Source organism: Actinokineospora sp. HUAS TT18 (genome assembly GCF_051364635.1).
GTDB lineage: Bacteria > Actinomycetota > Actinomycetes > Mycobacteriales > Pseudonocardiaceae > Actinokineospora.
The window spans coordinates 6,709,890-6,731,369 of record NZ_CP195645.1 but is presented as its reverse complement, the minus strand read 5'-3'; the positions used below and the strand labels follow the sequence as shown (position 1 = coordinate 6,731,369).

The 21,480-nt window shown below is 69.9% G+C and carries 25 protein-coding genes; 13 read left to right on the top strand and 12 right to left on the bottom strand.

Going from position 1 to position 21,480, the window contains the following annotated elements; all coding sequences use genetic code 11:
- Window position 1 precedes the first annotated feature (1 nt).
- From ACSHT8_RS31290 to ACSHT8_RS31280, 3 genes are read left to right on the top strand one after another with little or no spacing between them, the layout of a single operon-like run.
- Window positions 2–838, top strand: a complete 837-nt coding sequence (locus ACSHT8_RS31290; RefSeq protein ID WP_436495099.1) for a hypothetical protein — start codon at window positions 2–4, stop codon at window positions 836–838.
- A gap of 58 nt (window positions 839–896) precedes the next feature.
- On the top strand, window positions 897–1,793 hold the full coding sequence (locus tag ACSHT8_RS31285; RefSeq protein WP_436495097.1) for an SMP-30/gluconolactonase/LRE family protein: 897 nt from the start codon (window positions 897–899) through the stop codon (window positions 1,791–1,793).
- Window positions 1,794–1,805: 12 nt separating this feature from the next.
- Entirely contained in the window at window positions 1,806–2,492 is a 687-nt protein-coding gene (locus ACSHT8_RS31280) for an MBL fold metallo-hydrolase (RefSeq protein ID WP_436495095.1), read from the top strand.
- On the opposite strand, the gene ACSHT8_RS31275 is transcribed toward ACSHT8_RS31280, so the two are convergent.
- Window positions 2,478–3,899 carry an aldehyde dehydrogenase family protein gene (locus tag ACSHT8_RS31275; protein ID WP_436495093.1) on the bottom strand — a complete coding sequence of 474 codons (1,422 nt, stop codon included), beginning with the start codon at window positions 3,897–3,899 and terminating at the stop codon, window positions 2,478–2,480. The genes ACSHT8_RS31280 and ACSHT8_RS31275 overlap by 15 nt on opposite strands.
- A gap of 68 nt (window positions 3,900–3,967) precedes the next feature.
- Complete coding sequence (locus tag ACSHT8_RS31270; RefSeq protein ID WP_436495091.1) at window positions 3,968–4,573, bottom strand: mycothiol-dependent nitroreductase Rv2466c family protein; 606 nt, start codon at window positions 4,571–4,573, stop codon at window positions 3,968–3,970.
- Between the two features lie 219 nt (window positions 4,574–4,792).
- Between ACSHT8_RS31270 and pepN the strand changes: the two genes are divergently transcribed.
- Entirely contained in the window at window positions 4,793–7,357 is a 2,565-nt protein-coding gene (pepN, locus tag ACSHT8_RS31265; RefSeq protein WP_436495089.1) for an aminopeptidase N, read from the top strand.
- A 59-nt stretch (window positions 7,358–7,416) separates the two neighbouring features.
- Window positions 7,417–8,319 carry a DUF3558 family protein gene (locus ACSHT8_RS31260; RefSeq protein ID WP_436495088.1) on the top strand — a complete coding sequence of 301 codons (903 nt, stop codon included), beginning with the start codon at window positions 7,417–7,419 and terminating at the stop codon, window positions 8,317–8,319.
- Window positions 8,320–8,365: 46 nt separating this feature from the next.
- On the opposite strand, the gene ACSHT8_RS31255 is transcribed toward ACSHT8_RS31260, so the two are convergent.
- Together ACSHT8_RS31255 and ctaJ are read right to left on the bottom strand one after the other, a co-directional pair.
- Window positions 8,366–8,866: a DUF5130 family protein gene (locus tag ACSHT8_RS31255; protein WP_436495087.1), complete on the bottom strand. Its 501-nt coding sequence runs from the start codon at window positions 8,864–8,866 to the stop codon at window positions 8,366–8,368.
- Window positions 8,853–9,107 carry an aa3-type cytochrome oxidase subunit CtaJ gene (gene ctaJ / locus ACSHT8_RS31250; RefSeq protein ID WP_436495085.1) on the bottom strand — a complete coding sequence of 85 codons (255 nt, stop codon included), beginning with the start codon at window positions 9,105–9,107 and terminating at the stop codon, window positions 8,853–8,855. Before ctaJ ends, ACSHT8_RS31255 begins: the two co-directional genes overlap by 14 nt.
- Before the next feature lie 347 nt (window positions 9,108–9,454).
- Here ctaJ and ACSHT8_RS31245 point away from each other — a divergent pair, with 347 nt between their 5' ends.
- On the top strand, window positions 9,455–9,829 hold the full coding sequence (locus ACSHT8_RS31245) for a hypothetical protein (RefSeq protein ID WP_436495083.1): 375 nt from the start codon (window positions 9,455–9,457) through the stop codon (window positions 9,827–9,829).
- Here the strand turns inward: ACSHT8_RS31245 and ACSHT8_RS31240 are convergent.
- Window positions 9,826–10,473, bottom strand: coding sequence for an HNH endonuclease (locus ACSHT8_RS31240; RefSeq protein WP_436495081.1), 648 nt, complete (start codon window positions 10,471–10,473; stop codon window positions 9,826–9,828). The two genes, ACSHT8_RS31245 and ACSHT8_RS31240, sit on opposite strands and share 4 nt — an antisense overlap.
- A gap of 148 nt (window positions 10,474–10,621) precedes the next feature.
- On the opposite strand from ACSHT8_RS31240, the gene ACSHT8_RS31235 reads away from it, so the two are divergent.
- From ACSHT8_RS31235 to ACSHT8_RS31220, 4 genes are all read left to right on the top strand, one after another.
- Entirely contained in the window at window positions 10,622–11,581 is a 960-nt protein-coding gene (locus ACSHT8_RS31235) for a mechanosensitive ion channel family protein (RefSeq protein ID WP_436495079.1), read from the top strand.
- A 16-nt stretch (window positions 11,582–11,597) separates the two neighbouring features.
- Window positions 11,598–11,990, top strand: a complete 393-nt coding sequence (locus ACSHT8_RS31230) for a globin (RefSeq protein WP_436495077.1) — start codon at window positions 11,598–11,600, stop codon at window positions 11,988–11,990.
- Window positions 11,991–12,081: 91 nt separating this feature from the next.
- Window positions 12,082–13,653: a glycoside hydrolase family 13 protein gene (locus ACSHT8_RS31225; protein WP_436502230.1), complete on the top strand. Its 1,572-nt coding sequence runs from the start codon at window positions 12,082–12,084 to the stop codon at window positions 13,651–13,653.
- A 39-nt stretch (window positions 13,654–13,692) separates the two neighbouring features.
- Window positions 13,693–14,325 carry a maleylpyruvate isomerase N-terminal domain-containing protein gene (locus tag ACSHT8_RS31220; protein WP_436495075.1) on the top strand — a complete coding sequence of 211 codons (633 nt, stop codon included), beginning with the start codon at window positions 13,693–13,695 and terminating at the stop codon, window positions 14,323–14,325.
- Here ACSHT8_RS31220 and ACSHT8_RS31215 read toward each other — a convergent pair.
- From ACSHT8_RS31215 to ACSHT8_RS31205, 3 genes are read right to left on the bottom strand one after another with little or no spacing between them, the layout of a single operon-like run.
- Window positions 14,314–14,844 carry a GNAT family N-acetyltransferase gene (locus tag ACSHT8_RS31215; RefSeq protein ID WP_436495074.1) on the bottom strand — a complete coding sequence of 177 codons (531 nt, stop codon included), beginning with the start codon at window positions 14,842–14,844 and terminating at the stop codon, window positions 14,314–14,316. The two genes, ACSHT8_RS31220 and ACSHT8_RS31215, sit on opposite strands and share 12 nt — an antisense overlap.
- A 27-nt stretch (window positions 14,845–14,871) precedes the next feature.
- Window positions 14,872–15,537, bottom strand: coding sequence for a response regulator (locus ACSHT8_RS31210; RefSeq protein ID WP_436495073.1), 666 nt, complete (start codon window positions 15,535–15,537; stop codon window positions 14,872–14,874).
- The gene (locus ACSHT8_RS31205) at window positions 15,534–16,721 is read right to left on the bottom strand and encodes a histidine kinase (RefSeq protein WP_436495071.1); all 1,188 of its coding nucleotides are present in this window, start codon (window positions 16,719–16,721) and stop codon (window positions 15,534–15,536) included. Before ACSHT8_RS31205 ends, ACSHT8_RS31210 begins: the two co-directional genes overlap by 4 nt.
- 146 nt (window positions 16,722–16,867) lie before the next feature.
- On the opposite strand from ACSHT8_RS31205, the gene ACSHT8_RS31200 reads away from it, so the two are divergent.
- Window positions 16,868–17,194, top strand: coding sequence for a hypothetical protein (locus ACSHT8_RS31200; RefSeq protein ID WP_436495069.1), 327 nt, complete (start codon window positions 16,868–16,870; stop codon window positions 17,192–17,194).
- Between the two features lie 18 nt (window positions 17,195–17,212).
- On the top strand, window positions 17,213–18,511 hold the full coding sequence (locus ACSHT8_RS31195) for a cytochrome P450 (RefSeq protein ID WP_436495067.1): 1,299 nt from the start codon (window positions 17,213–17,215) through the stop codon (window positions 18,509–18,511).
- On the opposite strand, the gene ACSHT8_RS31190 is transcribed toward ACSHT8_RS31195, so the two are convergent.
- Both ACSHT8_RS31190 and ACSHT8_RS31185 read right to left on the bottom strand, forming a co-directional pair.
- Entirely contained in the window at window positions 18,467–18,649 is a 183-nt protein-coding gene (locus ACSHT8_RS31190) for a DUF397 domain-containing protein (protein WP_436495065.1), read from the bottom strand. The genes ACSHT8_RS31195 and ACSHT8_RS31190 overlap by 45 nt on opposite strands.
- 6 nt (window positions 18,650–18,655) lie before the next feature.
- On the bottom strand, window positions 18,656–19,501 hold the full coding sequence (locus ACSHT8_RS31185) for a helix-turn-helix domain-containing protein (RefSeq protein ID WP_436495063.1): 846 nt from the start codon (window positions 19,499–19,501) through the stop codon (window positions 18,656–18,658).
- 132 nt (window positions 19,502–19,633) lie between these two features.
- Here ACSHT8_RS31185 and ACSHT8_RS31180 point away from each other — a divergent pair, with 132 nt between their 5' ends.
- The gene (locus tag ACSHT8_RS31180) at window positions 19,634–20,404 is read left to right on the top strand and encodes a DUF4344 domain-containing metallopeptidase (protein WP_436495061.1); all 771 of its coding nucleotides are present in this window, start codon (window positions 19,634–19,636) and stop codon (window positions 20,402–20,404) included.
- On the opposite strand, the gene ACSHT8_RS31175 is transcribed toward ACSHT8_RS31180, so the two are convergent.
- Window positions 20,401–21,033 (bottom strand): hypothetical protein, encoded by a 633-nt coding sequence (locus tag ACSHT8_RS31175; protein ID WP_436495059.1) that lies wholly within the window; start codon window positions 21,031–21,033, stop codon window positions 20,401–20,403. The genes ACSHT8_RS31180 and ACSHT8_RS31175 overlap by 4 nt on opposite strands.
- The gene (locus tag ACSHT8_RS31170; RefSeq protein ID WP_436495057.1) at window positions 21,026–21,469 is read right to left on the bottom strand and encodes an acyl-CoA thioesterase; all 444 of its coding nucleotides are present in this window, start codon (window positions 21,467–21,469) and stop codon (window positions 21,026–21,028) included. Before ACSHT8_RS31170 ends, ACSHT8_RS31175 begins: the two co-directional genes overlap by 8 nt.
- Window positions 21,470–21,480 lie beyond the last annotated feature (11 nt).

Here is a 21,480-nt window from a genome sequence, read left to right as displayed (position 1 = left end):
CGTGCGCACCAGACCCGGCTTGGCCGTGGCGCTGCTGACGGTGGCGTTCGGGGTCACCACGGCGATGCCCGCCCAGCCACCCACCGCGGTCGCCGACGCCCCGCGCGTCGCCGCGGTCCAGCCCCCGCCGACGGGGACGCCGACGCGCGGGGTCGACCTGCCCTCGGCGGTGGCGGCGGGTATCGGGGAGGTGACGGCGCGGACGACGCTGGGGCTGGCCGTGTTGGACCTGACGACCGGCCTGATGGCCAGCGACGGCGGCGACCGGCCGTTCTACTCCGCGTCGATGAGCAAGCTGATCATCGCTGTCGACGTGCTGTCACGCGAGGCGTCGGCCAGGGACCGCGACCGGGTGTGGCGGGCGCTGTCGACCAGCGACGACGGGGCGATGAACGACCTGTGGAGCCTGCACGGCGGCGGTCGGGCGGTCGAGCGGGTGGCCAAGGCGGCGGGGCTGACCGGCACATCGCCGCCGGACGACCCGGCCGAGTGGGGTGAGACCACGGTGACCGCCGACGACTTCGTGCGGCTGCTCGCCCACATCCAGGCATCCCCCGCCCGCGATTTCATCACCGCCGCGCTGGCCGCGGCCCCGGACACCGCGGCTGACGGGTTCAACCAGCGCTTCGGGCTCAACGGTCCCTTCGACGCCTACGGCAAGCAGGGCTGGATGACCTACATGCCCAGTTCGCTCTACCTGCACAGCGCGGGCGTCCTGCGCGGCCGGTACGCGGTCGCCCTGCTGTCGATCCAGCGCGGCGCGTCCACGATGGGTGCCAGGGAGCAGCTGAACGCCGTCACCTCGGCGCTCGACGCGGCGCTGATTCGGGCCGGATGACCCGTCGAATTCGTCGCGGGACCGGCTCATGATGGGTGCGGACGACGAGGAGGCGGTCATGAAGGTTCTCCGGCGTGCTCTGCCGTTGGCGGCTGCGATCATGCTGACGGCGGTGGTTCCCGCTGTCGCGGCCCCGGCGGTGATCGTCCTGCCGGGCGCGACCTCGGCGGAGGGCATCGCCACCGGACGCGGTGCCACGTTCTACGCGGGCGACCTGTTCGCGGGCGACATCTACCGCGGGAACCTCCAACGCGGCACGGCCGAGCTCTTCATCGACGCGCCCGCGGGCCGGATGGCGATCGGCCTCAAGTACGACGACCGCACCGACCTGCTGTTCGTCGCGGGTGGCTTCACCGGCCAGGCCCACATCTACGACGCCACCACCGGCGCGGACGTGGCCACCTACCAGCTCGGCGGCATGATCAACGACGTCGTGGTCGTGCGCGGCGGCGCGTGGTTCACCGACTCGTTCCAGCCCAACCTGTACTTCGTCCCGGTGAGCGCGACCGGCGTCCCCGGCCCCGCCCAGACCCTCACCGTGACCGGCCCGGCGGGCCAGCTCACCGGCGACTTCAACCTCAACGGCATCGAGGCCACCGCCAACGGCAAGACGCTGCTGGTCGCGCACTCGGCCAACCAGGCCATCTACACGGTGGACCCGACGACCGGCGCGAGCGCGGTCGTGGCCGGGGTGAACACGCCGAACGCGGACGGCATCGTGTTGAGTGGCCGCGACCTGTGGGTCGTGCAGAACTTCGACAACTTGGTCACCCGCTGGCGCCTGAGCGCGGACCTGAGCAGCGGCACCCTCACGAAGACGATCACCGACCCGAACTTCCAGATCCCGACGACCGGCGCGCTCCACGGCAACGACCTCGCCGTGGTGAACGCGAAGTTCGACACCGGTATCCCGCCAACCGCCACGCAGTTCGAGGTGGTCATCGTCGATCGCTGACAAGATCGAGCCATGAGGTGGATCGAACTGGCCGACGGCGTCTACGCGCGCCGCTACGCCGAGCTGGACCAGACTCTCGGCCTGGTCATCGGCACCGAGCGCTGCCTGGTGATCGACACCGGGACCGACGAGGTCCACGGCGCCGAGTGGGCGGCGGCGGTCCGCGACCTGACCCCGCTGCCGTGGGACGTCGTGATCACCCACTCGCACTGGGACCATTGCCTCGGCACCCAGGCGTTCCTGCCCGCTCCGGTCTGGGCGCACGCCCGCTGCGCGGAAGTGATCGCGGCGGACACCGACGCGCAAGTCCAGTCATGGACGGCCAAGTACCGCGCGGCCGACAAACCCGAACTGGCTGACCGCCTCGAACTCGCCCGCGTCGTGATCCCCGACCACCACACCGGCGACCGCACAACGCTCGATCTGGGCGGCCGGACCGTGGACCTGATCCACCCGGGCCCCGGCCACACCGACAACGACGTGATCGTCCACGTTCCCGACGCCGGCGTCGTCTTCGCGGGCGACACCGTCGAGCAGGGCGCGCCGCCCTCGGTCGGCCCGGACAGCCACCGCGGGCTTTGGCCCGCCCTGCTCGACAGAATCCTCGCGCTCGACCCGACGATCATCGTCCCCGGCCACGGTGAGCCGGTTGACGTGGACTTCGTGCGAGCTCAGCGCGATTGGCTAGCGCTGGATTGACTTGACCTCGGTGAACTCGTCGATGCCGAACCGGCCGAGTTCCCGGCCGTTGCCCGACTGCTTGTAACCGCCGAACGGCGCGACAGCGTTGAACGCGCCGCCGTTCACGTCGACCTGCCCGGTCCGCAGCCGCTTCGCGACGGCCAGCGCGCGGTCCTGGTCGCCGGAGAACACCGCGCCCGCCAAGCCGTAGATCGTGGCGTTGGCGATCGACACGGCCTCGTCCTCGTCGGCGTACGGCAGGATCGACAGCACCGGGCCGAAGATCTCCTCCTGCGCGATCCGCATGTCCGCCCGCACGTTCGCGAACACCGTCGGCGGCACGAACGCGCCGCGCTCGGGCAGATCGGAAGCGCGGTACGCCAGCGAAGCGCCCTCGGCCTCGCCGACCCCGATGTACTCCAGCACCCGGTCACGCTGGGCCAGCGAAGACATGGGCCCGATCCGCGTCGACTCGTCGGTCGGGTCACCGACGCCGTACTTCGCCGCCGCGGCGACGGCGAGTTCCACGGCCTGGTCGTGCAGCGCGGCCGGGACCAGCATGCGCGTCCACGCGGTGCACGTCTGGCCGCCGTTGATGTAGGTGTTGGCGACACCGATCTTGACCGCCTTGGCCAGGTCCGCGTCGTCCAGGATCACGTTGGCGGACTTGCCGCCCAGCTCCAGCGCGACCTTCTTCACCGTCTCGGCCGCCGCGATCGACACCAGCTTGCCCGCCGCCGTCGACCCCGTGAACGACACCATGTCGACCCCCGGGTGCGCGGAGATCGCCGCGCCCACAACAGGACCGGTGCCGTGCACCAGGTTGACCACGCCGTCCGGGATGCCCGCCTCGGCGAGGATCTCCAAGAACAGGTTCGCGTTGAGCGGGGCGACCTCGCTCGGCTTCAGCACCACCGTGTTGCCCGCCGCCAGCGCGGGCGCGACCTTGGCCACGATCTGGTGCAGCGGGTAGTTCCACGGCGTGATCGCGCCGACGACGCCGACCGGCTCGCGCAGGACCAGCGAGTTCCCGACCTCTTCGGCGAAGGCGTAGCCGCCGTCGATCAGGTCGGCGATGGCCCTCGACGTCGCCGCGGGCAGCGACGCCTGGACCTTGGTGGCGAAGGTGATGGGCGAGCCCATCTCGGCGGTGATCGTGGCGGCCAGTTCGTCGCGGCGGGCGGCGATGCCCTCGGACACGCGCCGGACCGCGGCGGCCCGCTCGGCGGGGCTGGTGGCCGACCACGCGGCCAGCGCGGCGGTCGCGGCGCCGACAGCGGCGTCGACGTCGGCGGCCGTGCCCGCCGGGACGGAGGCGATGACTTCTTCCGTGGCCGGGTTGACCACGTCGATCCGCTGGCCCGCGCCGTCGATCAGCTCGCCGCCGATGACGTGGCCGGTGCGGGTGGTGACGGGTGCGGCCATGGCTCCTCCAGAACGCGGGTATGACACTCAGGGCACCGCCCAGCGTGTCATACCCGCGGGTAGCTCCGTCATTCGAAGTTCAGGTCGCCGGTGCGGGTGCGCTTGAGCTCGAAGAAGTCCGGGTAGCCCGCCAGCAGCCGGGCGCCGTCGAACACCTTCACCGCGTCCTCGCCGCGCGGGATGGACGTCAGCACCGGGCCGAAGAACGCGACGCCGTCGATGTGGATGGTGGGCGTGCCCACGTCCGAGCCGACCGGGTCCATGCCCTTGTGGTGGCTGACTTTCAGCGCCTCGTCGTACTCGGTGCTGGTGGCGGCCTCGGCGAGCTCGGCGGGCAGACCGACCTCGGCCAGCGCCTCCTTGATCACCACGTCGTAGTCGGAGTTGCCCTCGTTGTGGATCCGGGTGCCCAACGCGGTGTAGAGGTCGCGCAGCACGTCGTCCCCGTGGGCCTGCGCGGCGGCGATCGCCACCCGCACCGGACCCCAGGTCTTCTCCATCAGTTCGCGATACTTCTCTGGCAGGTCCCGCCCTTCGTTCAGGACGGACAGGCTCATCACACGGAAGTTGAGGTCCAGCTCACGGTGCTTCTCGACTTCGAGAATCCACCGCGAGGTGATCCAGGCGAACGGGCAGGCCGGGTCGAAGTAGAAGTCGACCTTGGTCGCGGTCATGGATTGGTTCTCCAGCTCGGTCGTCGCGGGGTGTCGTCACCTGTTCGGCGGAGGCCGATGCCCCCGACCACCCCAACTCCGTCCCGTCCCGAAACCTTCCCGTGGACTCAACGACACCTCCGGGGCCCGTCACGTGATTGGATGCGATTGTCAGTTCCGAAGCCGGGCTGCAAGAGAGACGTCCAGAAGTTCCCACCAACGAGCCCACCGAGGTGTTCCGTGGCCGCGCCCAACCTGACCCGAGACCAAGCCCAACAGCGCGCGGCGCTGCTGGAGGTGGAGTCGTACGCCATCGAGCTCGACCTCACCGATGGCATCGGCCAGCCAGGCGAGTCGACCTTCTCCTCCCGCACCACGGTCCGGTTCACCACCCAGGAGAGCGGCGCTCTCACGTTCATCGACCTGGTGGGCCGGATCGAGTCCGCCGAGCTGAACGGCGTCGCCCTGGATGTGTCCGGGTTCACCGAGGACGAGGGCCTCACGCTCCCTGACCTCGCCGCCACCAACGAGCTGACCGTCGTCGCCACCTGTGACTACACCAACACCGGCGAAGGTCTGCACCGCTTCGTCGACCCGGTCGACAAGGGCGTGTACCTCTACACCCAGTTCGAGACCGCCGACGCCAAGAAGATGTTCGCCTGCTTCGACCAGCCCGACCTCAAGGCCGTCTACCAGCTCACGGTGACCGCGCCGAAGGGCTGGAAGGTCATCTCCAACGCCGCGACCGACACCGTCGAGGAGATCGAGGGCGGCGCCAACGGCGCCACCCGGCACGTCTTCGCCACCACCGAGCGCATGTCGACCTACCTGGTCGCGCTCGTCGCCGGTCCGTACGCGGAGTGGCGCGACGAGTACAGCGACGACAGCTCGACGATCCCGCTGGGCATCTACTGCCGTGCCTCGCTGGCCGAGCACATGGACGCCGACCGGCTGTTCACCGAGACCAAGCAGGGTTTCGACTTCTTCCACCGCCACTTCGGCGTGCCGTACCCGTTCGGCAAGTACGACCAGGCTTTCGTGCCGGAGTTCAACGCGGGCGCGATGGAGAACGCGGGCTGTGTGACCTTCCTGGAGGACTACGTCTTCCGCAGCAGGGTCACCCGCTACTCCTACGAGCGCCGCTGCGAGACGGTGCTGCACGAGATGGCGCACATGTGGTTCGGCGACCTCGTCACCATGCGCTGGTGGGACGACCTGTGGCTCAACGAGTCCTTCGCCACCTGGGCGTCGGTGCTCGCGCAGGCCGAGGCCACCGAGTACAAGCACGCGTGGACCAGCTTCGCCAACATCGAGAAGTCGTGGGCCTACCGGCAGGACCAGCTCCCGTCGACCCACCCGGTCGCCGCCGACATCCCGGACGTGCAGGCCGTCGAGGTCAACTTCGACGGCATCACCTACGCCAAGGGCGCCAGCGTCCTCAAGCAGCTGGTGGCCTACGTCGGCCTGGACAACTTCCTGTCCGGGCTGCGGGTGTACTTCGGCAAGCACGCGTGGGGCAACGCCACCCTGGCCGACCTGCTCGGCGCGCTGGAGGAGGCGTCGGGCCGCGACCTGTCGTGGTGGAGCGCGCAGTGGCTGGAGACCACGGGCCTGAACTCGCTGCGGCCGCGCTTCGAGGTCGACGCGGACGGCAAGTTCACCGAGTTCGCGGTGCTGCAGGGCGGCGCGAAGCCCGGCAAGGGCGAACTGCGCACGCACCGCGTCGCGATCGGCGTCTATGACGACCAGGACGGCAAGCTCGTGCGCACCCACCGCGTCGAGGTCGACGTCGAGGGCGAGAAGACGGTCGTCGACGAGTTGGTCGGGGTGCCGCGCGGCAAGCTCGTGCTCGTCAACGACGACGACCTGACCTACTGCACGATGCGCCTCGACGCGGGGTCGCTGACCACGCTGATCGACCGCATCGGCGACATCACCGAGCCGCTGCCGCGCACCCTGTGCTGGTCGGCGGCCTGGGAGATGACCCGCGAGGCCGAGTTGAAGGCCCGCGACTTCGTCACCCTGGTCTGCCACGGCCTCGCCGCCGAGAGCGAGGTCGGCGTCGTGCAGCGGCTGCTGCTGCAGGCCCAGACCGCGATCGGCTCGTACGCCGACACGGCGTGGGTGCCGCAGGGCTGGCAGGAGTTCACCGACCGCATCCTCGCGCTGGCCACGTCGGCCGAGCCGGGTTCGGACCACCAGCTGGCGTTCGTCAACTCGCTGGCCGGTTCGGTGCTGTCGGAGGACAAGCTGGCCACCCTGCGCGGCTGGTTCGACGGCTCGGCCCCGCTGGAGGGCCTCGTGGTCGACACCGACCTGCGCTGGCGCCTCCTGCACGCCCTCGTCGCCCACGGCGTCCTCGGCGACGCGGAGATCGACGCGGAACTCCAGTCCGACTCGACCGCCACCGGCAGGCGCCAGGCCGAACGCGCCCACGCCCTGCGCCCCACCGACGAGGCCAAGTCCGAGGCCTGGCGCCGCGCGGTCCACGACGACGAACTCCCGAACGCGATCAACGAGGCCATCATCAGCGGCTTCTCCCACCCGACCCAGCGCGACCTGCTGGCCGCGTACGCCGACCGGTATTTCGCGGACGTGGCGGACGTGTGGGCTCGCCGGTCGAGTGAGCGGGCGCAGTCGGTGGCGCTGGGGCTGTACCCGGCTTGGGCGGTCGCGCAGTCGACCGTGGAGGCTTCGGACAAGTGGCTGGAGGGTGAGCACCCGCCCGCCCTGCGTCGACTGGTTTCGGAGGGCCGCGCGGGCATCGTGCGCGCCCTGGCGGCCCGCGAGTTCGACGGCAGCTGAGCTGATTCACCACCGGGGAGCCACTGCGGCGGCTCCCCGGTCTTGTTCTGGGGGAACAGATGCGCAAGACCACGATCGTCGGCTTGGCCCTGCTGCTGTCTGGCTGCACGGCCACAGCCCCGGACACGTCCGGGAGCGGCCAGAAGGTGGACCGGCCGGTTACTGTCCAAGCACTTGGCGACCTCGCGACCTTCGACGCGTGCGACCTTGTCACCGCCGCCGACCTGAGCGAGTTCGGCGTCCCGAGCGAGGTTCCGGCGAGCAGGCTGGACTCCTGCGCCTACCAACTCGGTGGCGGCAAGGTCGAGTTCGGGGATCTGCTCATGTTCTCGGAAGCCGAGTTCGCCCGGTTCAAGCCGACCGAGATGCCCGGAAAGGCGACCGCGGGCCTCTACCGCTCAGAAAGCACCGAGTGCGGTGTCTACCTCCGTCTGGACAGCGGCGAGACGTTCCAGGTCCTCGCCTCGGACCGTGAGGCCCCGTGCGACGTCGCCAACGCCACGGCCCGCGCAATCGCGGCGAGGATCGCCAAAGGCGACCCGGTCGCTCGGGCGGCCCAACCCGCGCGGTCATTGCGCGAAATCGACGCATGCTCGGTGCTCACCGCCGACGTGTTGGCCGCGGTGCCTGGGCAGGGTGGAACCCCGACGCTGTCCCCGGGAGGACACATGTGCACGGTGTCCGTCGAACTCGCTGTGCTGTTCCGCAGCGGCGAACTGGCGCCGTCCCCTCAAGTCAAGGCGGACAAGGTGGTCATCGACGGAACCGAGTGGATCGTGACCGACGACATCAAGGACTTCTGGGGGTGTTCTGCCACTACCGGGTACACGCGACTCACCCCGGCGAGTTCTGACACCTGGGAGTTGGTCGAGGTGGTGGTCAGCCTTCCCGACCGCGAGCAGTCCTGCGCCGCGGCCAAGGCCGTCGCCGGTCTCGTGTGGGCGAAACTGCCCCGGGCATGACGAAGGCCCGGACCCCCACCGGGGTCCGGGCCTTCAAAGTCAACCTCTAGCGCTTGGTGTGGGCGAAGCCCGCCTGGTCGCTCAGCATGCGCAGGGCGCTCACCAGGCCGCCGATCAGGTCGCCCTCCTTGAAGGACGCCACCATGCTCATGACCGCCAGGTTGCAGCCGCGGTCGGCCACGCGGCGGGAGGCTTCCTCGCCGGTGACGATCTCGACGCGGCGTTCGCCCGGGGAGACCGCGATCAGGACGGACTCGCTGGAGCCGTGGCCGATCGAGGTGTGCAGTTCCTCGGCACGCGCGCGCGGGTCGGCGCCCAACTCGCCCAGGTAGACGCTGAAGCCCAGGCCCGTGGCGCGGGCCGACAGGGTCAGGGCCTCGTCGAGGCGGGTCAACTGGACCGGGGTGAAGGGCAGGCCGGGGCCTTCCTCTTCCTTGGCCCTGGCGACCGAGATCCGGCCGCTGTTGGTCACCACGGCGCCGTAGCCGTGTTCGACGTCCTCCGCGAGTTCGCCCACCTCGTGGTGGACGGTGCTACCAGCTCCCACGGGCACCTCCCTTGGCCGTGCGCCGAGGCGCGGTGTCGGCGGCGGGGGCGGTGACCACTGCGTGGCCCGCGTCCAGACCCGCCGGGTTTGCCGTCCACCAGACCGCCGGGTGCTCCCAGTCCTGACCGGGGCGGTACCGCGGCGTCTTGGCGAATCTTTCGCGCAGCGTCAACAGGGCGATCACGGCGTAGAGAGCCGCGGGGATCACCGCGAAGACGAGAATGGTCTCGACGAGCGTCACAAGCGATACGGTAACCGACGGCGGCGCACCGGGTCCCATCAGGATGGACGCGGGTTCAAGATCGCTGCGCGTGAGCGGTTGGTGCTCTCCTGGTAACGCCTTTCACCCGAGTGACGTCCGGGCGCGTAGCTCGTTGAGCCTATCGGTAAGGGGCGAATGGCCCCAACTGGGGAAATGTGACCGCATACAGCGGGTTGACGTCTTGTCGGTTACGCAGCAGGGTCATAGCTTTCACCTGTACGGCTCTTGCGCAGTCGATCGACCATCGTTCTGTAGTGCGACCGCCCCCAGGAGGACACTCCATGTACACGACTTCTTCCGACGTCACCGCCGTTGTTGTCACCCTAATGGATGAGTCTGTACTGGTGCTGAGCCAGGGAACGCGCGTCACCAGGGGAACTCGGGTCACCGCGGGCACTCGAGTGACCAGGGGTACCCGCGTCACTCGGGGTACCCGCGTCACCGCCGTCGAGCCCGGCACCCGCGTGACCTGCGGCACAAGGGTCACTAGGGGTACCCGGGTCACCCGCGGCACCCGCGTCACGGCGGTCGAGCCCGGTACCCGCGTGACCGCCGAGGACCGCGGCACGCGCGTCACCCGGGGCACCCGCGTGACGCTGCAGGAGCGTGGCACCCGCGTCACGCGTGGCACCAGGGTCACCGCGGGCACGCGCGTCACCCGGGGCACGCGGGTCACGATGGGCACCCGCGTCACCAGCTAGGCGGCGGGCTCTCCGAGGTAGGGCAGCCAGAGCGGATCCGCGTCGGTCACCCCGGCAAGGAGCCGCCAGTGCGGGCCACGCGGCGCGTTGGGCACCACCCGTAAGCGCCAGTTCAGCTCGGAGAGCAGCTTGTCGGCCTTGCGGTGGTTGCACTTCGCACAGCACGCGACGCAGTTCTGCCACGTGTGCTGGCCGCCGCGGCTGCGCGGGATGACGTGGTCGATCGTCTCGGCCCGGCCCCCGCAGTACGCGCAGCGGTAGCGGTCGCGGTGCATCAGTCCGGCACGGGTGAGCGGCACGCGGCCGCGGTAGGGCACGCGGACGTAGTTGCTCAGCCGGATCACCGACGGCACCAGCACGCTCGACGTCGCCGAGTGCACCACCAGGCCCGCGGGATCACCGTGGACGACCTCGGCCTTCCCACACACCACGAGCACGACGGCGCGGCGCAGCGGCAGCGCGGTCAGCGGCTCGAACGTGGTGTTGAGCAGCAGGACCCGACGCCGACCCCAGGACGGAAGCGGCCCCGGCAGGGGCGTGGGCGCGCGAGCAGGGCTCAGAGCGGCGCCCGGATTCGAGCACAACGTCGTCCTCGGCGCGTGCCCGAAGGACGCGCCGAGAGAGGTCGGTTGTCGGTCTGGCACTCGACCACCTCCACGGTGCTGACGTAAGTCGACCACAGATCGACCCCGAAACGCACGTGTGTTATGTGACGTGTCCCTCATCGCCGCGCGAAATGATGGTGAACACCCCCTTCGACGCCGCGCGCGGACGTGGCTATCGTCGGCGCCGATGAACCAGATCCCCTTCGCACTCGAACCCCCCAAATGCGCCGACGCGTGGTGCACGCAGGTACTGAAGATCACCGGCAACGAGTGGTTGGCCGCCTCGGCCAACTGGCTGGTCGCCAAGCCGGTCAAGATCGTCATGATCCTGCTGATCGCGGTCCTGATCCGGATGCTGGCGCACCGCGTGATCGATCGGCTGACCTCGGGCAAGGGCAAGATGCCCGCCCTGCTGCGCCCGCTGCGTGAGCGGGCCCCGCAGGCGCTGGGCGCGCTGCTGTCCGACCGGCGGACCCAGCGGGCCAAGACGATCGGCTCGGTGCTCAAGTCCGTCGTCAGCTTCATCGTCTACGGCTTGGCCTTCGTCCTCGCGCTGGGCGAGTTGGGCGTGAACATCGCCCCGATCATCGCCTCGGCGGGCATCGTCGGGGTCGCGCTCGGCTTCGGCGCGCAGAACCTGGTCAAGGACTTCCTGTCCGGCATGTTCATGATGCTGGAGGACCAGTACGGCGTCGGCGACGTCGTCGACCTCGGTGAGGCCAAGGGCACCATCGAGGCCGTCGGCCTGCGGATCACCACGCTGCGCGACATCAACGGCACCGTCTGGTACGTCCGCAACGGCGAGATCCTGCGGGTCGGCAACTCCAGCCAGGGCTTCGCCGTGGCCACCCTCGACCTGGCCGTCGGCTACGGCGCCGACGTCGACCAGGTCACCGAGATCCTCACCAGGGTCGCGGGCGAGGTCGTGGCCGAGGAGCAGTTCAAGGACTCGGTGATCGAGCCGCCCGAGGTGCTCGGTGTGGAGAAGGTCACCCCGGAGAGCATCACGATCCGGATGACGGTGAAGGTCCGCCCCGGCAAGCAGTACGCCGTCCAGCGGGCACTGCGGGCCAGGACGATGGCCGCGGTCGAGGAGGCGGGCGTGCCCGCGCCGCTGAACCGACTGTTGCCCCCTCCCGTCGCCTGAGGAGGCGTGCGGGAGGATGGGTGACGTGGGCACCCCCGAGAACTTCTACGACGCGGTCGGCGGCGAGGAAACCTTCCGCGCGATCGTGCACCGGTTCTACGTCGAGGTCGCCAAGGACGAGGTCCTGCTCCCGCTCTACCCGGAGAAGGACCTCGGCCCGGCGGAGGAGCGGCTGCGGCTGTTCCTGATGCAGTACTGGGGCGGCCCGCACACGTACTCCGAGCAGCGCGGGCACCCTCGGCTGCGGATGCGCCACCAGCCCTTCACGATCGGGCCGCTGGAGCGGGACGCTTGGCTCAAGTGCATGCGGATCGCGGTGGATGAGGCAGGGTTGGCCCCACAGCACCGCGAGCAGCTCTGGCAGTACTTGGAGATGGCGGCCAACAGCATGCTCAACAGCTGGGTCTGATCTTGTGAGGAATTGATCATTTCTCGGATTTGGGGGAGTCCGACACCGGCGAATGGCAGGATTGACGATCGTGCGACGAACCGGGGACGACATGGGCGAGGACGCGCTGCCGTGGTGGCAGGACGCGGTGTTCTACCAGATCTATGTGCGCTCGTTCGCCGACAGCGACGGCGACGGGGTCGGCGATCTGGAGGGCATCCGCTCACGCCTGGGCTATCTGGAGCTGCTGGGCGTCGACGCCCTGTGGCTCACGCCGTTCTTCCGCTCCCCCATGGCCGACCACGGCTACGACGTGGCCGACCCGCGTGACGTCGACCCGCTCTTCGGCGACCTCGCCGCGTTCGACGCGCTCGTCGCCGACGCGCACGGCCACGGCCTCAAGGTCACCATCGACCTGGTGCCCAACCACACCAGCGACCAGCACCTCTGGTTCCAGCAGGCGCTGCGGTCGGCGCCCGGCAGCCGCGAGCGCGCCAGGTACTACTTCCGCGACGGCAAGGGCCCGGACGGCTCGGTGCCGCCGAACAACTGGACGAGCGTCTTCGGCGGGCCCGCGTGGACGCGGGTGCCCGACGGCCAGTGGTACCTGCACCTGTTCGCCCCGCAGCAGCCCGACCTGAACTGGGACGACTCCGAGGTCCGGGCCGACCTCGTGCAGACCCTGCGCTTCTGGCTCGACCGCGGCGTCGACGGCTTCCGCATCGACGTCGCCCACGGCATGGCCAAGCCCGCCGACCTGCCGGACATGGACCCCGGCGCGATGGCGATCATGGCGGGCACGCAGTCCCACGAGGTCGTCGACCCGCGCTTCGACAACGACGGCGTGCACGACATCCACCGGCTGATCCGCAAGGTCCTCGACGGCTACCCCGGCACCATGGCGGTCGGCGAGATCTGGGTGGACCGCGACGACCGGTTCTCGTACTACGTCCGGCCGGACGAGCTGCACCTGGGCTTCAACTTCAAGCTGGTCGAGGCCGACTTCGACGCCGACTCCGTCCGCCGGGCCATCGACCGCTCGCTGACCGCGGTGAAGGCCACCGGCGCGGCCCCGACGTGGACGCTGTCGAATCACGACGTCGTCCGCCACGTGACCCGCTACGGCGGCGGCGACATCGGCACCCGGCGCGCCCGGGCGATGGCCCTGGTGGAGCTGGCGCTGCCGGGCGTCACCTACATCTACAACGGCGAGGAACTCGGCCTGCCCAACGTCGACCTGCCGGACTGGGCGCTGCAGGACCCCGTGTGGGAACGCTCCGGCCACACCGAACGCGGCCGCGACGGCTGCCGGGTGCCGCTGCCGTGGGAGGGCGAGATCCCGTCCTTCGGCTTCTCCCGCGCGGGCGCGGCGTGGCTGCCGATGCCGCCGCACTGGGCCTCCCTGACGGTCGAGGCGCAGCTGGAGGACCCGGACTCGATGCTGTCGCTGTACCGGCACGCCCTGGAGATCCGCAAGACCTCCGCGGCCTTCGGCGGCGACGACCTGGAGTGGTACGGGGCGCCTCCCGGCTGCTTTGCCTTCCGCCGCAAGGGCGGCGGGCTGATCTGCGCGCTGAACACCTCGGCCGCGCCGGTCCCGCTGCCGCCCGGCGAGATCCTGCTGGCGAGCGGGCCGATGGAGGGCAACCAACTGCCGCCGGAGACGTCAGTCTGGCTGGTCTGAGCCGGAATACCCGCGCGCGCCGCCGCGGTTGAGGTGGACGTGATCAGAGACCTCTACACCGACGCGGCCGCGGTGGCGGCCGACCTGCTCGCCGCGCCGGAGCTCGCCGAGCGCTGGACCGAGCCGTCCGCACTGGCGGAGTTCACCGTCCATGGCCTGGCGGGCCACCTCGCGACGCAGATCTTCGTCGTTCCGACGCTGCTGGCCGAGCCCGTGCCCGCGGAGCCGGTGATCGGCCTGCACGACTACTTCGGCCGCGCCGCCTGGATCGGCTCGGACATCAACGACGAGTTGAGCACCCTGATCCGCGCCAGTGGCGCAGACGCGGCAGACGCCGGGCCCGCCGCTCTGGCCACCGCTTCCAAGGCGGGCGTGGCCACTCTGCGCGACACCCTGACGGCGGTCGACAACCGCGCGGTCCGCCGAGCCAACTGGGGCCCGTGGTCGCTGACCCTCGACGACTTCCTCGCCAGCCGCCTGCTGGAGATCGTGATCCACTCCGACGACCTGGCCCACAGCGTCGGCTTGCCCACTCCCGGTTTCGCCCCGGACGCGGTGGAGACCGTCGTCGACATTCTGTCCAGAGTGGCCATTCGCAGGCACGGTGCGGTCAATGTCCTGCGGGCACTGAGCCGCGCCGAGCGGGCGCCCGCATCGATCTCAGCGCTGTAGCGGCGCGGCGAGCCACCCGGTCCAGGCGTCCCTGATCTCGCCGCGCTGTTCCAGCAGGTTCGGCACCTCGGGCCCGATCACGAACCCGGCCCGCTCCGCGACGCGGCGGGAACCCCAGTTGCCGACGTGGGCGCGCCAGTAGACGGCGCTGAGGCCCAGTTCGCCGAATCCCCAGTCGAGGAGCAGGCGAACGGCTCGGCTCGCCACGCCGTGGCCGCGCGCCCACGGGCCGAGCCCGTAGGCGATCTCGGCGACCTTCCCCGGGCCGGGCCGCAGGCCGACTGACCCGGCGAACCGGCCTTGGTGGATCACCGCGAAGTTCAAGTCGTCGTGGTCGGCCCAGCCCTGCGGGACCATCCGGGTGACCCACTCGACCGCGTCATCCGGGCCGTAGGGCACGGGCACGGTGGTCCAGCGGATGCTCTCCGGGTCGTTGCACTGCTCGACAATCCCGTCGACATCGGCCGGCCCGAGGGCGCGCAGGGTGACGACTCCGTCGGTCAGCTCAGGGATGTCCATGCGGTCACTGTCCAGTCGGGACCGCGATCAGGCAACTGGATTGTCCGGGGCGACGATGCCGTGGTCGAAGGCGTAGACGATCGCCGCCGAACGGTCGCGCAGGCCGAGCTTGGCGAAGATCCGGCCGATATGGCTCTTCACGGTGACCTCGGAGATGAACAGCGCCGCGGCGATCTCGGCGTTGGTCAGGCCGCGGCCGATCGCCTGCAGGACATCGTGTTCGCGCGAGGTCAGCGCCTCGACGCGGGAGGTGTTGGGGGCGACCGCGTTGCGGTACGTCGTGAGCACGCGGGCCGTCACCGTGGGGTCGAGCCAGCTCTCCCCCATCGCGACCGTCCTGACCGCGCGGATCAGGTCCTCGGCCGGGGAGTCCTTGAGGATGAACCCGGCCGCGCCCGCGCGCAGGGCGCCGGAGAGAAGGTCGTCGTCGTCGAAGGTGGTCAGGGCCAGGACCGGTGGGTGGTCGCTGGTCGCGCGCAGGCGGCGGGTGGCCTCGATGCCGTCGACGTGTTTCATCCGCAGATCCATGACGATCACGTCGACGTCATGCTCGGCGAGGGCTTCGGGCACCCCGGCGCCGTCCGCGCACTCGGCGACGATCAGGAAGCCCGCGCGGCGGCGCAGGATGCGGCGCAGGCCGGAGCGGACGAGGTCCTGGTCGTCGACCAGCAGGACGCGGACATCGTCGGTCATGGGAGGAACTGCCGCAGCGGGCAGGCCGGGGCGGGCTCGGGAACGGACACCTCGACGATCCAACACCCGTCGAGCGGACCGGTGCGCAGCGCCGCGCCGAGTTGGTCGGCGCGGGCGCGCATCCCGCTGAGGCCCGCGCCGCGCCCGACTGGCTTCGGGGTGGCGGGCAGCGTGTTGCGCACGGTCAACGTGGTGGCCTTGCCGTTGGCGGAAAGGGAGACCGACGCCGACGCGGACGGCGCGTGTTTGGCGATGTTGGCGAGGGACTCCTGCGCGATCCGGTAGAGCCCGGCGCCGCGTGTGGTGTCCATTGTGGAGATATCACCGGACTGGTGGTAGCGGACGTCGACGCCCGCGGCGCGGGTGCTGTCGACAAGGTCGGCGATCCGGTCGGCGCCGGGGAGCGGCGCGGTGCCGAACCGGTCGGCGCCGAGCAGGCCGACGGACTGGCGGATGTCGCGCATGGCGGCCCTGCCGACCTGTTCGGCCTCGGTCAGCGCCGCCACGGCCTCCTCGACGTCACAGTCGTGCTGGAGCGCGTGGCGGGCGCCGGTGACGTGCAGCAGGGTGATGCTCAGCGAGTGCCCGACGACGTCGTGCACCTCGCGGGCGATGCGCTGACGCTCGGCGGCGACGGCTTGGTCCTGCTCGGCGGCGTGGTTGAGCCGCTCGGCGTCGAGCGCGCGCATCTGCCAGCGCAGGCTCACCCCGACGTAGAGGCCGAGCGCGACGATGACGATGTAGAGCGGCACCGCCTCCAGCCCTCCCCAGATGCCGGCGACCACCAGCACCGCCACCCCGGGCACGGCCGCCGCGATCGCGATGGTCAGTCGGAACATGGCGGCGACCTCGGCGGCCAGCACCGGCAGCAGCAGCGGCGCGAAGTCGGCCTCGGCGGGTCTGAGCAGCAGGATCGCCATGGCCGTCGCCGCGATCAGCGACTCCACGATCGGCGGGACGAGCCTGCCCGCCACCGACCACGCGAGCAGCGGGCTGATGGCGAGCACACCCGCGGCGGCCATCGGCGTCGGCGGGAACAGCGCGTCCCGCTGGATCAGGGCGCCGACGGTGATGAGGGCGACCGACACCGTCGAGCAGAGCGGGATCCACCACGGATACGGCACGCCCGCCCGTGCGCAGCCCTCCTCGATCCGGGCTTTGGTCCGCTCCAGCAGCACCAGCATGAAGCCAGGATAGGTAGGTATCGGAAAGGTGCCATCCGTCGGCGGACGGGGTGCGTCTCCGCCCACGGGCGGAGGCGGCGGGAGGTCCCGCGGACCGACGCGGAGGGGCTGGTCGAGTGCCTAGTTTTGGTGGCGGGAGGTGCGCCATGACCTGGAGCGAGACCAACAGCTACTACGCGGCACTTCGATCAGTGGCCGCGGACCTGGAACACAGCCGCGGCGTCGTGCCGTGGCGCCCGGAGTACACCCCGATCTTCGGCGACCGCGACGGCCTGCTGGTGGCCCTGCGGCGGCGGTGGGTGGTGATGGTGCAAGCCCAGGTCGAGTGGCCGCTGGACCGCGCTGGGCGGGCGACCGAGGAACTCCGAGCGTTCGCCGCCCGACACCCCGGCCTCCTGGCCGCCATCGGCGACGACCCGACAGGCGCCGTCCACCTGACGTCGCACAGCCCGCTGCCCGCGGCCGCGGGCTGACTTCCGAAGGAGCGACGCGTGAACCACGCCCGATCGGCCCTCGTCTGGGGCATTCGCTACGGGATCCCCGGCGCCGCCATCCACTTCGCCGCGCGGCGCGGCGATCCCGTGGCGCGGGTCATCGCCGACCCGACGGTGTTGGCCGACCCGTTCGACGCCTACGACAGGCTCCGCTCCCGGGGTCCCGTCGTGGCGAACCGGATGGTCAACGCCACCGCCAGCCACTCCGTCGCCAACGCCGTGCTGCGCGACGAGCGTTTCCTCGGCGGCCCGACCCCCGCCCCCACCACGTGGCTCTCCCGTATCGCCGCGGCGGCGGTCGACCCGGCCGCCATCGGCCCCGGCGAGCCGCCGTCCCTGCTCGCGATCCACCCGCCGGACCACACCCGCCTGCGCGGCCTGGTCTCCAAGGCGTTCACCCCGCGCGCCGTCGCCGCCTACGCCGACCGCATCCGCGAGATCGCCGACACCCTGCTCGACGACATCGCCAACGGCCCCACCACGTTCGACCTGATCGACACCTACGCGTCGCGGCTGCCCGTCACCGTGATCGCCGACATCATCGGCGTCCCCGTGGAGAACCACGCCCAGTTCCTCGACTGGGGCGACAAGGCCGCCACGTCGCTCGATCCCGGGATGACCTGGCGCGAATACCGCGTCGCCGATCGTGCCATCCGCGAGAGCGGAGCCTGGCTGACCGCCCACATCGCCGACCTGCGACGGTCGCCCGGCACGGATGTACTCAGCAAGCTCGTCCAACTCGACCAGCTCACCGAACTCGAACTCCGCTCCACCGCGCAGCTTCTCCTGGGCGCGGGCTTCGAGACGACGGTGAAACTGATCGGCAACGCCGTGGCCCTGCTGCTTCGCCACCCGGACCAGTTGGCCGCGCTGCGGGCGGATCCTTCCGGCTGGGACAACGCGATCGAGGAAGTCCTCCGGTTCGACACCCCGGTACAGATGACCTTGCGCACGGCGAACACGGAGACGGAGCACGTCCCCGCAGGCCAGTCGTTGATCGTGCTGATCGGCGGCGCGAACCGCGACTCGGCGGTGTTCGACGAGCCGCACCGCTTCGACATCACCCGAACGAACGCGCGCGACCACTTGGCCTTCTCGGCGGGCATCCACTACTGCCTCGGCGCGCAACTCGCCCGGCTGGAATCGGTGATCGCCCTGCGCGCTTTGTTCGACAGGTTCCCGAACCTGGCGTTGGACGGCACCCCGGCGCGCGGCGGAACCCGCGTCCTGCGCGGGTACAAGCACTTGCCGCTACGAACGGGTGTCGGGGTGACGCAGGATCAGCTGGCCGGATAGGGCGGGGAAGGCGAGGACACCCCCGGCGGGATTCTTGGAGTCACGGACGGCGATCACGCCGGGGAACCGCGCGACCTCGACGCACTCACCGCCCCCGCTGAAGGTGGACTTCCTCCATCGGGCGTGACCAAGCTCCATCTTGTTTCACTCCTTGCCAAACGTTGAAACGAAGCGCCGGAGAAACTTCACCGATTCGGCTGAACCGAGGGCGGCGGCCATCAGCTTATCCGTGGTTTCGCGGTATGGCCGGATCTCATGCGCGGCATCCCGGAACATTGATGACTGGGTCAGTTCGAGGTAGACGATGGGCGGGTTCTTCGCGAACTCCATCCACACGTAGCTCCCGTCGAGGCCGGCATGCGTTCCGTGCTCGAACGGGATGACCCGGATCTCCACATGGGGAAGGTCCGCCATGTCTGCGAGATGCTGACACTGGGCGGCCATCAGTGCCCGGCTGCCGGTTGGCCTGCGCAGTACGGCTTCATCGATGATCGCGAGGTATCGCGGCGGATTCCGCCCCAGAAGCACCTTCTGCCGCTCCAGTCGAGCGGCCACCATCTCCGCGCGCTTCTGCTCCGGGAATCCGAGCACGGCCAAGGTGGCACGGAAATAGTCCGCTGTCTGCAGCAGGCCAGGTACGCGCAGCATCGCCGCGTGCACGATGCGAGTGGCCTCGGCCTCGAAGCAGGTCAGAGCGCGCAGATGGAGGGGCACACCCTCGCCGTCGGTTTCATGCCAGCCCGAGAGGTTGACCTGCGTTGCCAGGACAAGGATTCTCGCGCGATCTGGGCCGATGACCTCGTAGGCCGTGAGCAGGGCGGATGCCATTACCGCTGTGATCGGTCGCAGCCCAGCCTCCATGCGGCTGAGGCTCGCGATGGAGATCCCCACCTTCTTCTCGACCTGGCGCAGAGTGAGCCCCGCACCCTTGCGAAGGCTCTTCAGTTCCGCCGCCAGTCCACGATTGCGCGCATTCCCGAACTTCGTCATGCCGTGATTGGACCAGCACCCACCGTCACCAGCGACCGCCCTTGTTGCCAGGGTGGGAACAGCATCGGGTGCCGACCCCAGCACCCACCGCTAGGCTGAATCGACCAGTCGATCAAGCTGAACGGACCATCCATGACCGCGCGTGTCTTCGCGATCGCTGCCCTCCTGATCGTGACGGCCTGTGGTTCCGGTGATCCCGCCCCGACAACCAGCGCCCCACCCCCTGAAGGCAAATTCGTCCCCGCCTACCAGCAAGCAGGCGAAGCCACCAAGGCCGAAGAGCAGCTCCTCCGCGACCGCAAAGTCCTCGAAGACTTCGCCGACTCCATGAACACCTACGTCCGCATCCCCCGCGACGTCCAGGTCATCGCCAAGGACTGCGGTGAGGCCAACGCCTTCTACGAGCCCGACGAACACACCGTCACCCTCTGCTACGAGCTCCAAGCCGCCGAGCGAAAGCTTTTCGCCGAGGATCAAGACGTCGACCAGCAGGTCTACAACAGCGCCGTCGGCACCCTCTACCACGAAGCGGGCCACGCCCTGATCTGGGAACTCGGCCTGAAGATCACCGGCCGCGAAGAAGACGTCGCCGACCAGCTCGCCGCCTACGTGCTCACCAGTGACGACGAGTTCAAGGACATCCTGCTCACCGTCGCCGACTCCTACTCCCTGAGCGCCGCGCAGGTGCAGGGGCTGGAGGATCTCCCCTTCTACGACACGCACTCGCTCGACCAGCAGCGGGCCGCCAACTTCCTCTGCTACCTCTACGGTGCCGACGCCGAACGGTTTCAGTTCCTTGTGGACGATGGCGAGCTGCCCAAGGAGCGCGCCGACACCTGCCCCGACGAGTACAAACAGCTAGCCGACGGCTGGGAAGCGCTGTTGGCGCCGCATACCCGCTAGACCAGCAGCGGCAGCAAAGCGTGGCGTCGCCGGACGACCGCGCCGTAGCGGGCGTCGAGGCGCATCCAGGCGTCCGTCGCCGTGACGCGGATGTTGTCGTCGTCGCCGTCGGTCAGGAAACCCATGCCGGACAAGGCGAACAGGCACCGCAGGGGCACCTTGATCTCCAGGCCGTCGCCCGTCACCGTCAGCACCGACTGGTCGAGCAGCGATGCGGGCGGCGTGCCCTGCGGGCCGACGTTCTCCCGCGCGACCGCCAAACCCTTGTCCGTCAACTCCGAAACCGCGCGCGCGGGGATCGAGTCGACGATCTGCCAGTGCTGCGTGGGCGGCAGCGCCGATCGCCACTGCATGTCGCGGGACGGGCCGGGGTCGAAACTGTCGCTACGCACTACTGCCAGGCCCGCGAGCAGTTCGTTGCCGAAGACCGTGATGTCGTTGGGTTCCACGGAACCGCGCGCGGTCCGGGTCGCAAGCACGTCGAACGGTGTGGCGACCCAGGCGTCGACAAGCCCGCCCGCGCGTCCGCGCAGCCGGACTACAGCCTGCGGGTCCAACCGCACCGCGCGGGCGACGAACGCGCCAAGGTCGTCGCGGTCGGAAGGGTCGGCGAAAGACAGTTCAGGCACGGAGAACACCGCCGTTCCCACCGTTGTGCCACGCCGCGAGGAAGTCGCGTTCCGAGTCGGTGATGCGACGCGGCTTGCCGTTGGCCAGGTCGTACGGCGCCAGCGTCGTCGTCGCGGTGACGGCGACCGGGTCGGACTCCTTGGGGCCGTTGTGCACCAGGTAGTCCAGGATGAAGTACGCGCCGCGGATCTCGCGGACCGACACCGCGATGCGGACCTTCCCGCCGGTGGCGAACAGCGGCAGGTGGTACTCCACGGCGAGCTTGGCGATCACCACGCCCTGGGCGAGGTCGATGACGCCGCGCAGCTTGGCCTCGTTGAACAGCAGGTCGACCCGGGCCTCTTCGAGCAGGGTCACCGTGTTCGCGTGGTTCACGTGCCCGAACGCGTCCATGTCCGACCAGCGCGGCCGCACCTCGGAAACGAAAACACCCACAGACTCACCCT

What these genes read in the sequence shown, in the direction of transcription:
- ACSHT8_RS31285 (WP_436495097.1), top strand. Translation starts at nt 897, where the DNA reads ATGAAGGTTCTCCGGCGTGCTCTGCCGTTGGCGGCTGCGATCATGCTG.
- ACSHT8_RS31280 (WP_436495095.1), top strand. Translation starts at nt 1,806, where the DNA reads ATGAGGTGGATCGAACTGGCCGACGGCGTCTACGCGCGCCGCTACGCC.
- ACSHT8_RS31275 (WP_436495093.1), bottom strand. Translation starts at nt 3,899, where the DNA reads ATGGCCGCACCCGTCACCACCCGCACCGGCCACGTCATCGGCGGCGAG.
- ACSHT8_RS31270 (WP_436495091.1), bottom strand. Translation starts at nt 4,573, where the DNA reads ATGACCGCGACCAAGGTCGACTTCTACTTCGACCCGGCCTGCCCGTTC.
- ACSHT8_RS31260 (WP_436495088.1), top strand. Translation starts at nt 7,417, where the DNA reads ATGCGCAAGACCACGATCGTCGGCTTGGCCCTGCTGCTGTCTGGCTGC.
- ACSHT8_RS31245 (WP_436495083.1), top strand. Translation starts at nt 9,455, where the DNA reads ATGGATGAGTCTGTACTGGTGCTGAGCCAGGGAACGCGCGTCACCAGG.
- ACSHT8_RS31235 (WP_436495079.1), top strand. Translation starts at nt 10,622, where the DNA reads ATGAACCAGATCCCCTTCGCACTCGAACCCCCCAAATGCGCCGACGCG.
- ACSHT8_RS31230 (WP_436495077.1), top strand. Translation starts at nt 11,598, where the DNA reads ATGGGTGACGTGGGCACCCCCGAGAACTTCTACGACGCGGTCGGCGGC.
- ACSHT8_RS31225 (WP_436502230.1), top strand. Translation starts at nt 12,082, where the DNA reads ATGGGCGAGGACGCGCTGCCGTGGTGGCAGGACGCGGTGTTCTACCAG.
- ACSHT8_RS31215 (WP_436495074.1), bottom strand. Translation starts at nt 14,844, where the DNA reads ATGGACATCCCTGAGCTGACCGACGGAGTCGTCACCCTGCGCGCCCTC.
- ACSHT8_RS31210 (WP_436495073.1), bottom strand. Translation starts at nt 15,537, where the DNA reads ATGACCGACGATGTCCGCGTCCTGCTGGTCGACGACCAGGACCTCGTC.
- ACSHT8_RS31205 (WP_436495071.1), bottom strand. Translation starts at nt 16,721, where the DNA reads ATGCTGGTGCTGCTGGAGCGGACCAAAGCCCGGATCGAGGAGGGCTGC.
- ACSHT8_RS31200 (WP_436495069.1), top strand. Translation starts at nt 16,868, where the DNA reads ATGACCTGGAGCGAGACCAACAGCTACTACGCGGCACTTCGATCAGTG.
- ACSHT8_RS31190 (WP_436495065.1), bottom strand. Translation starts at nt 18,649, where the DNA reads ATGGAGCTTGGTCACGCCCGATGGAGGAAGTCCACCTTCAGCGGGGGC.
- ACSHT8_RS31185 (WP_436495063.1), bottom strand. Translation starts at nt 19,501, where the DNA reads ATGACGAAGTTCGGGAATGCGCGCAATCGTGGACTGGCGGCGGAACTG.
- ACSHT8_RS31180 (WP_436495061.1), top strand. Translation starts at nt 19,634, where the DNA reads ATGACCGCGCGTGTCTTCGCGATCGCTGCCCTCCTGATCGTGACGGCC.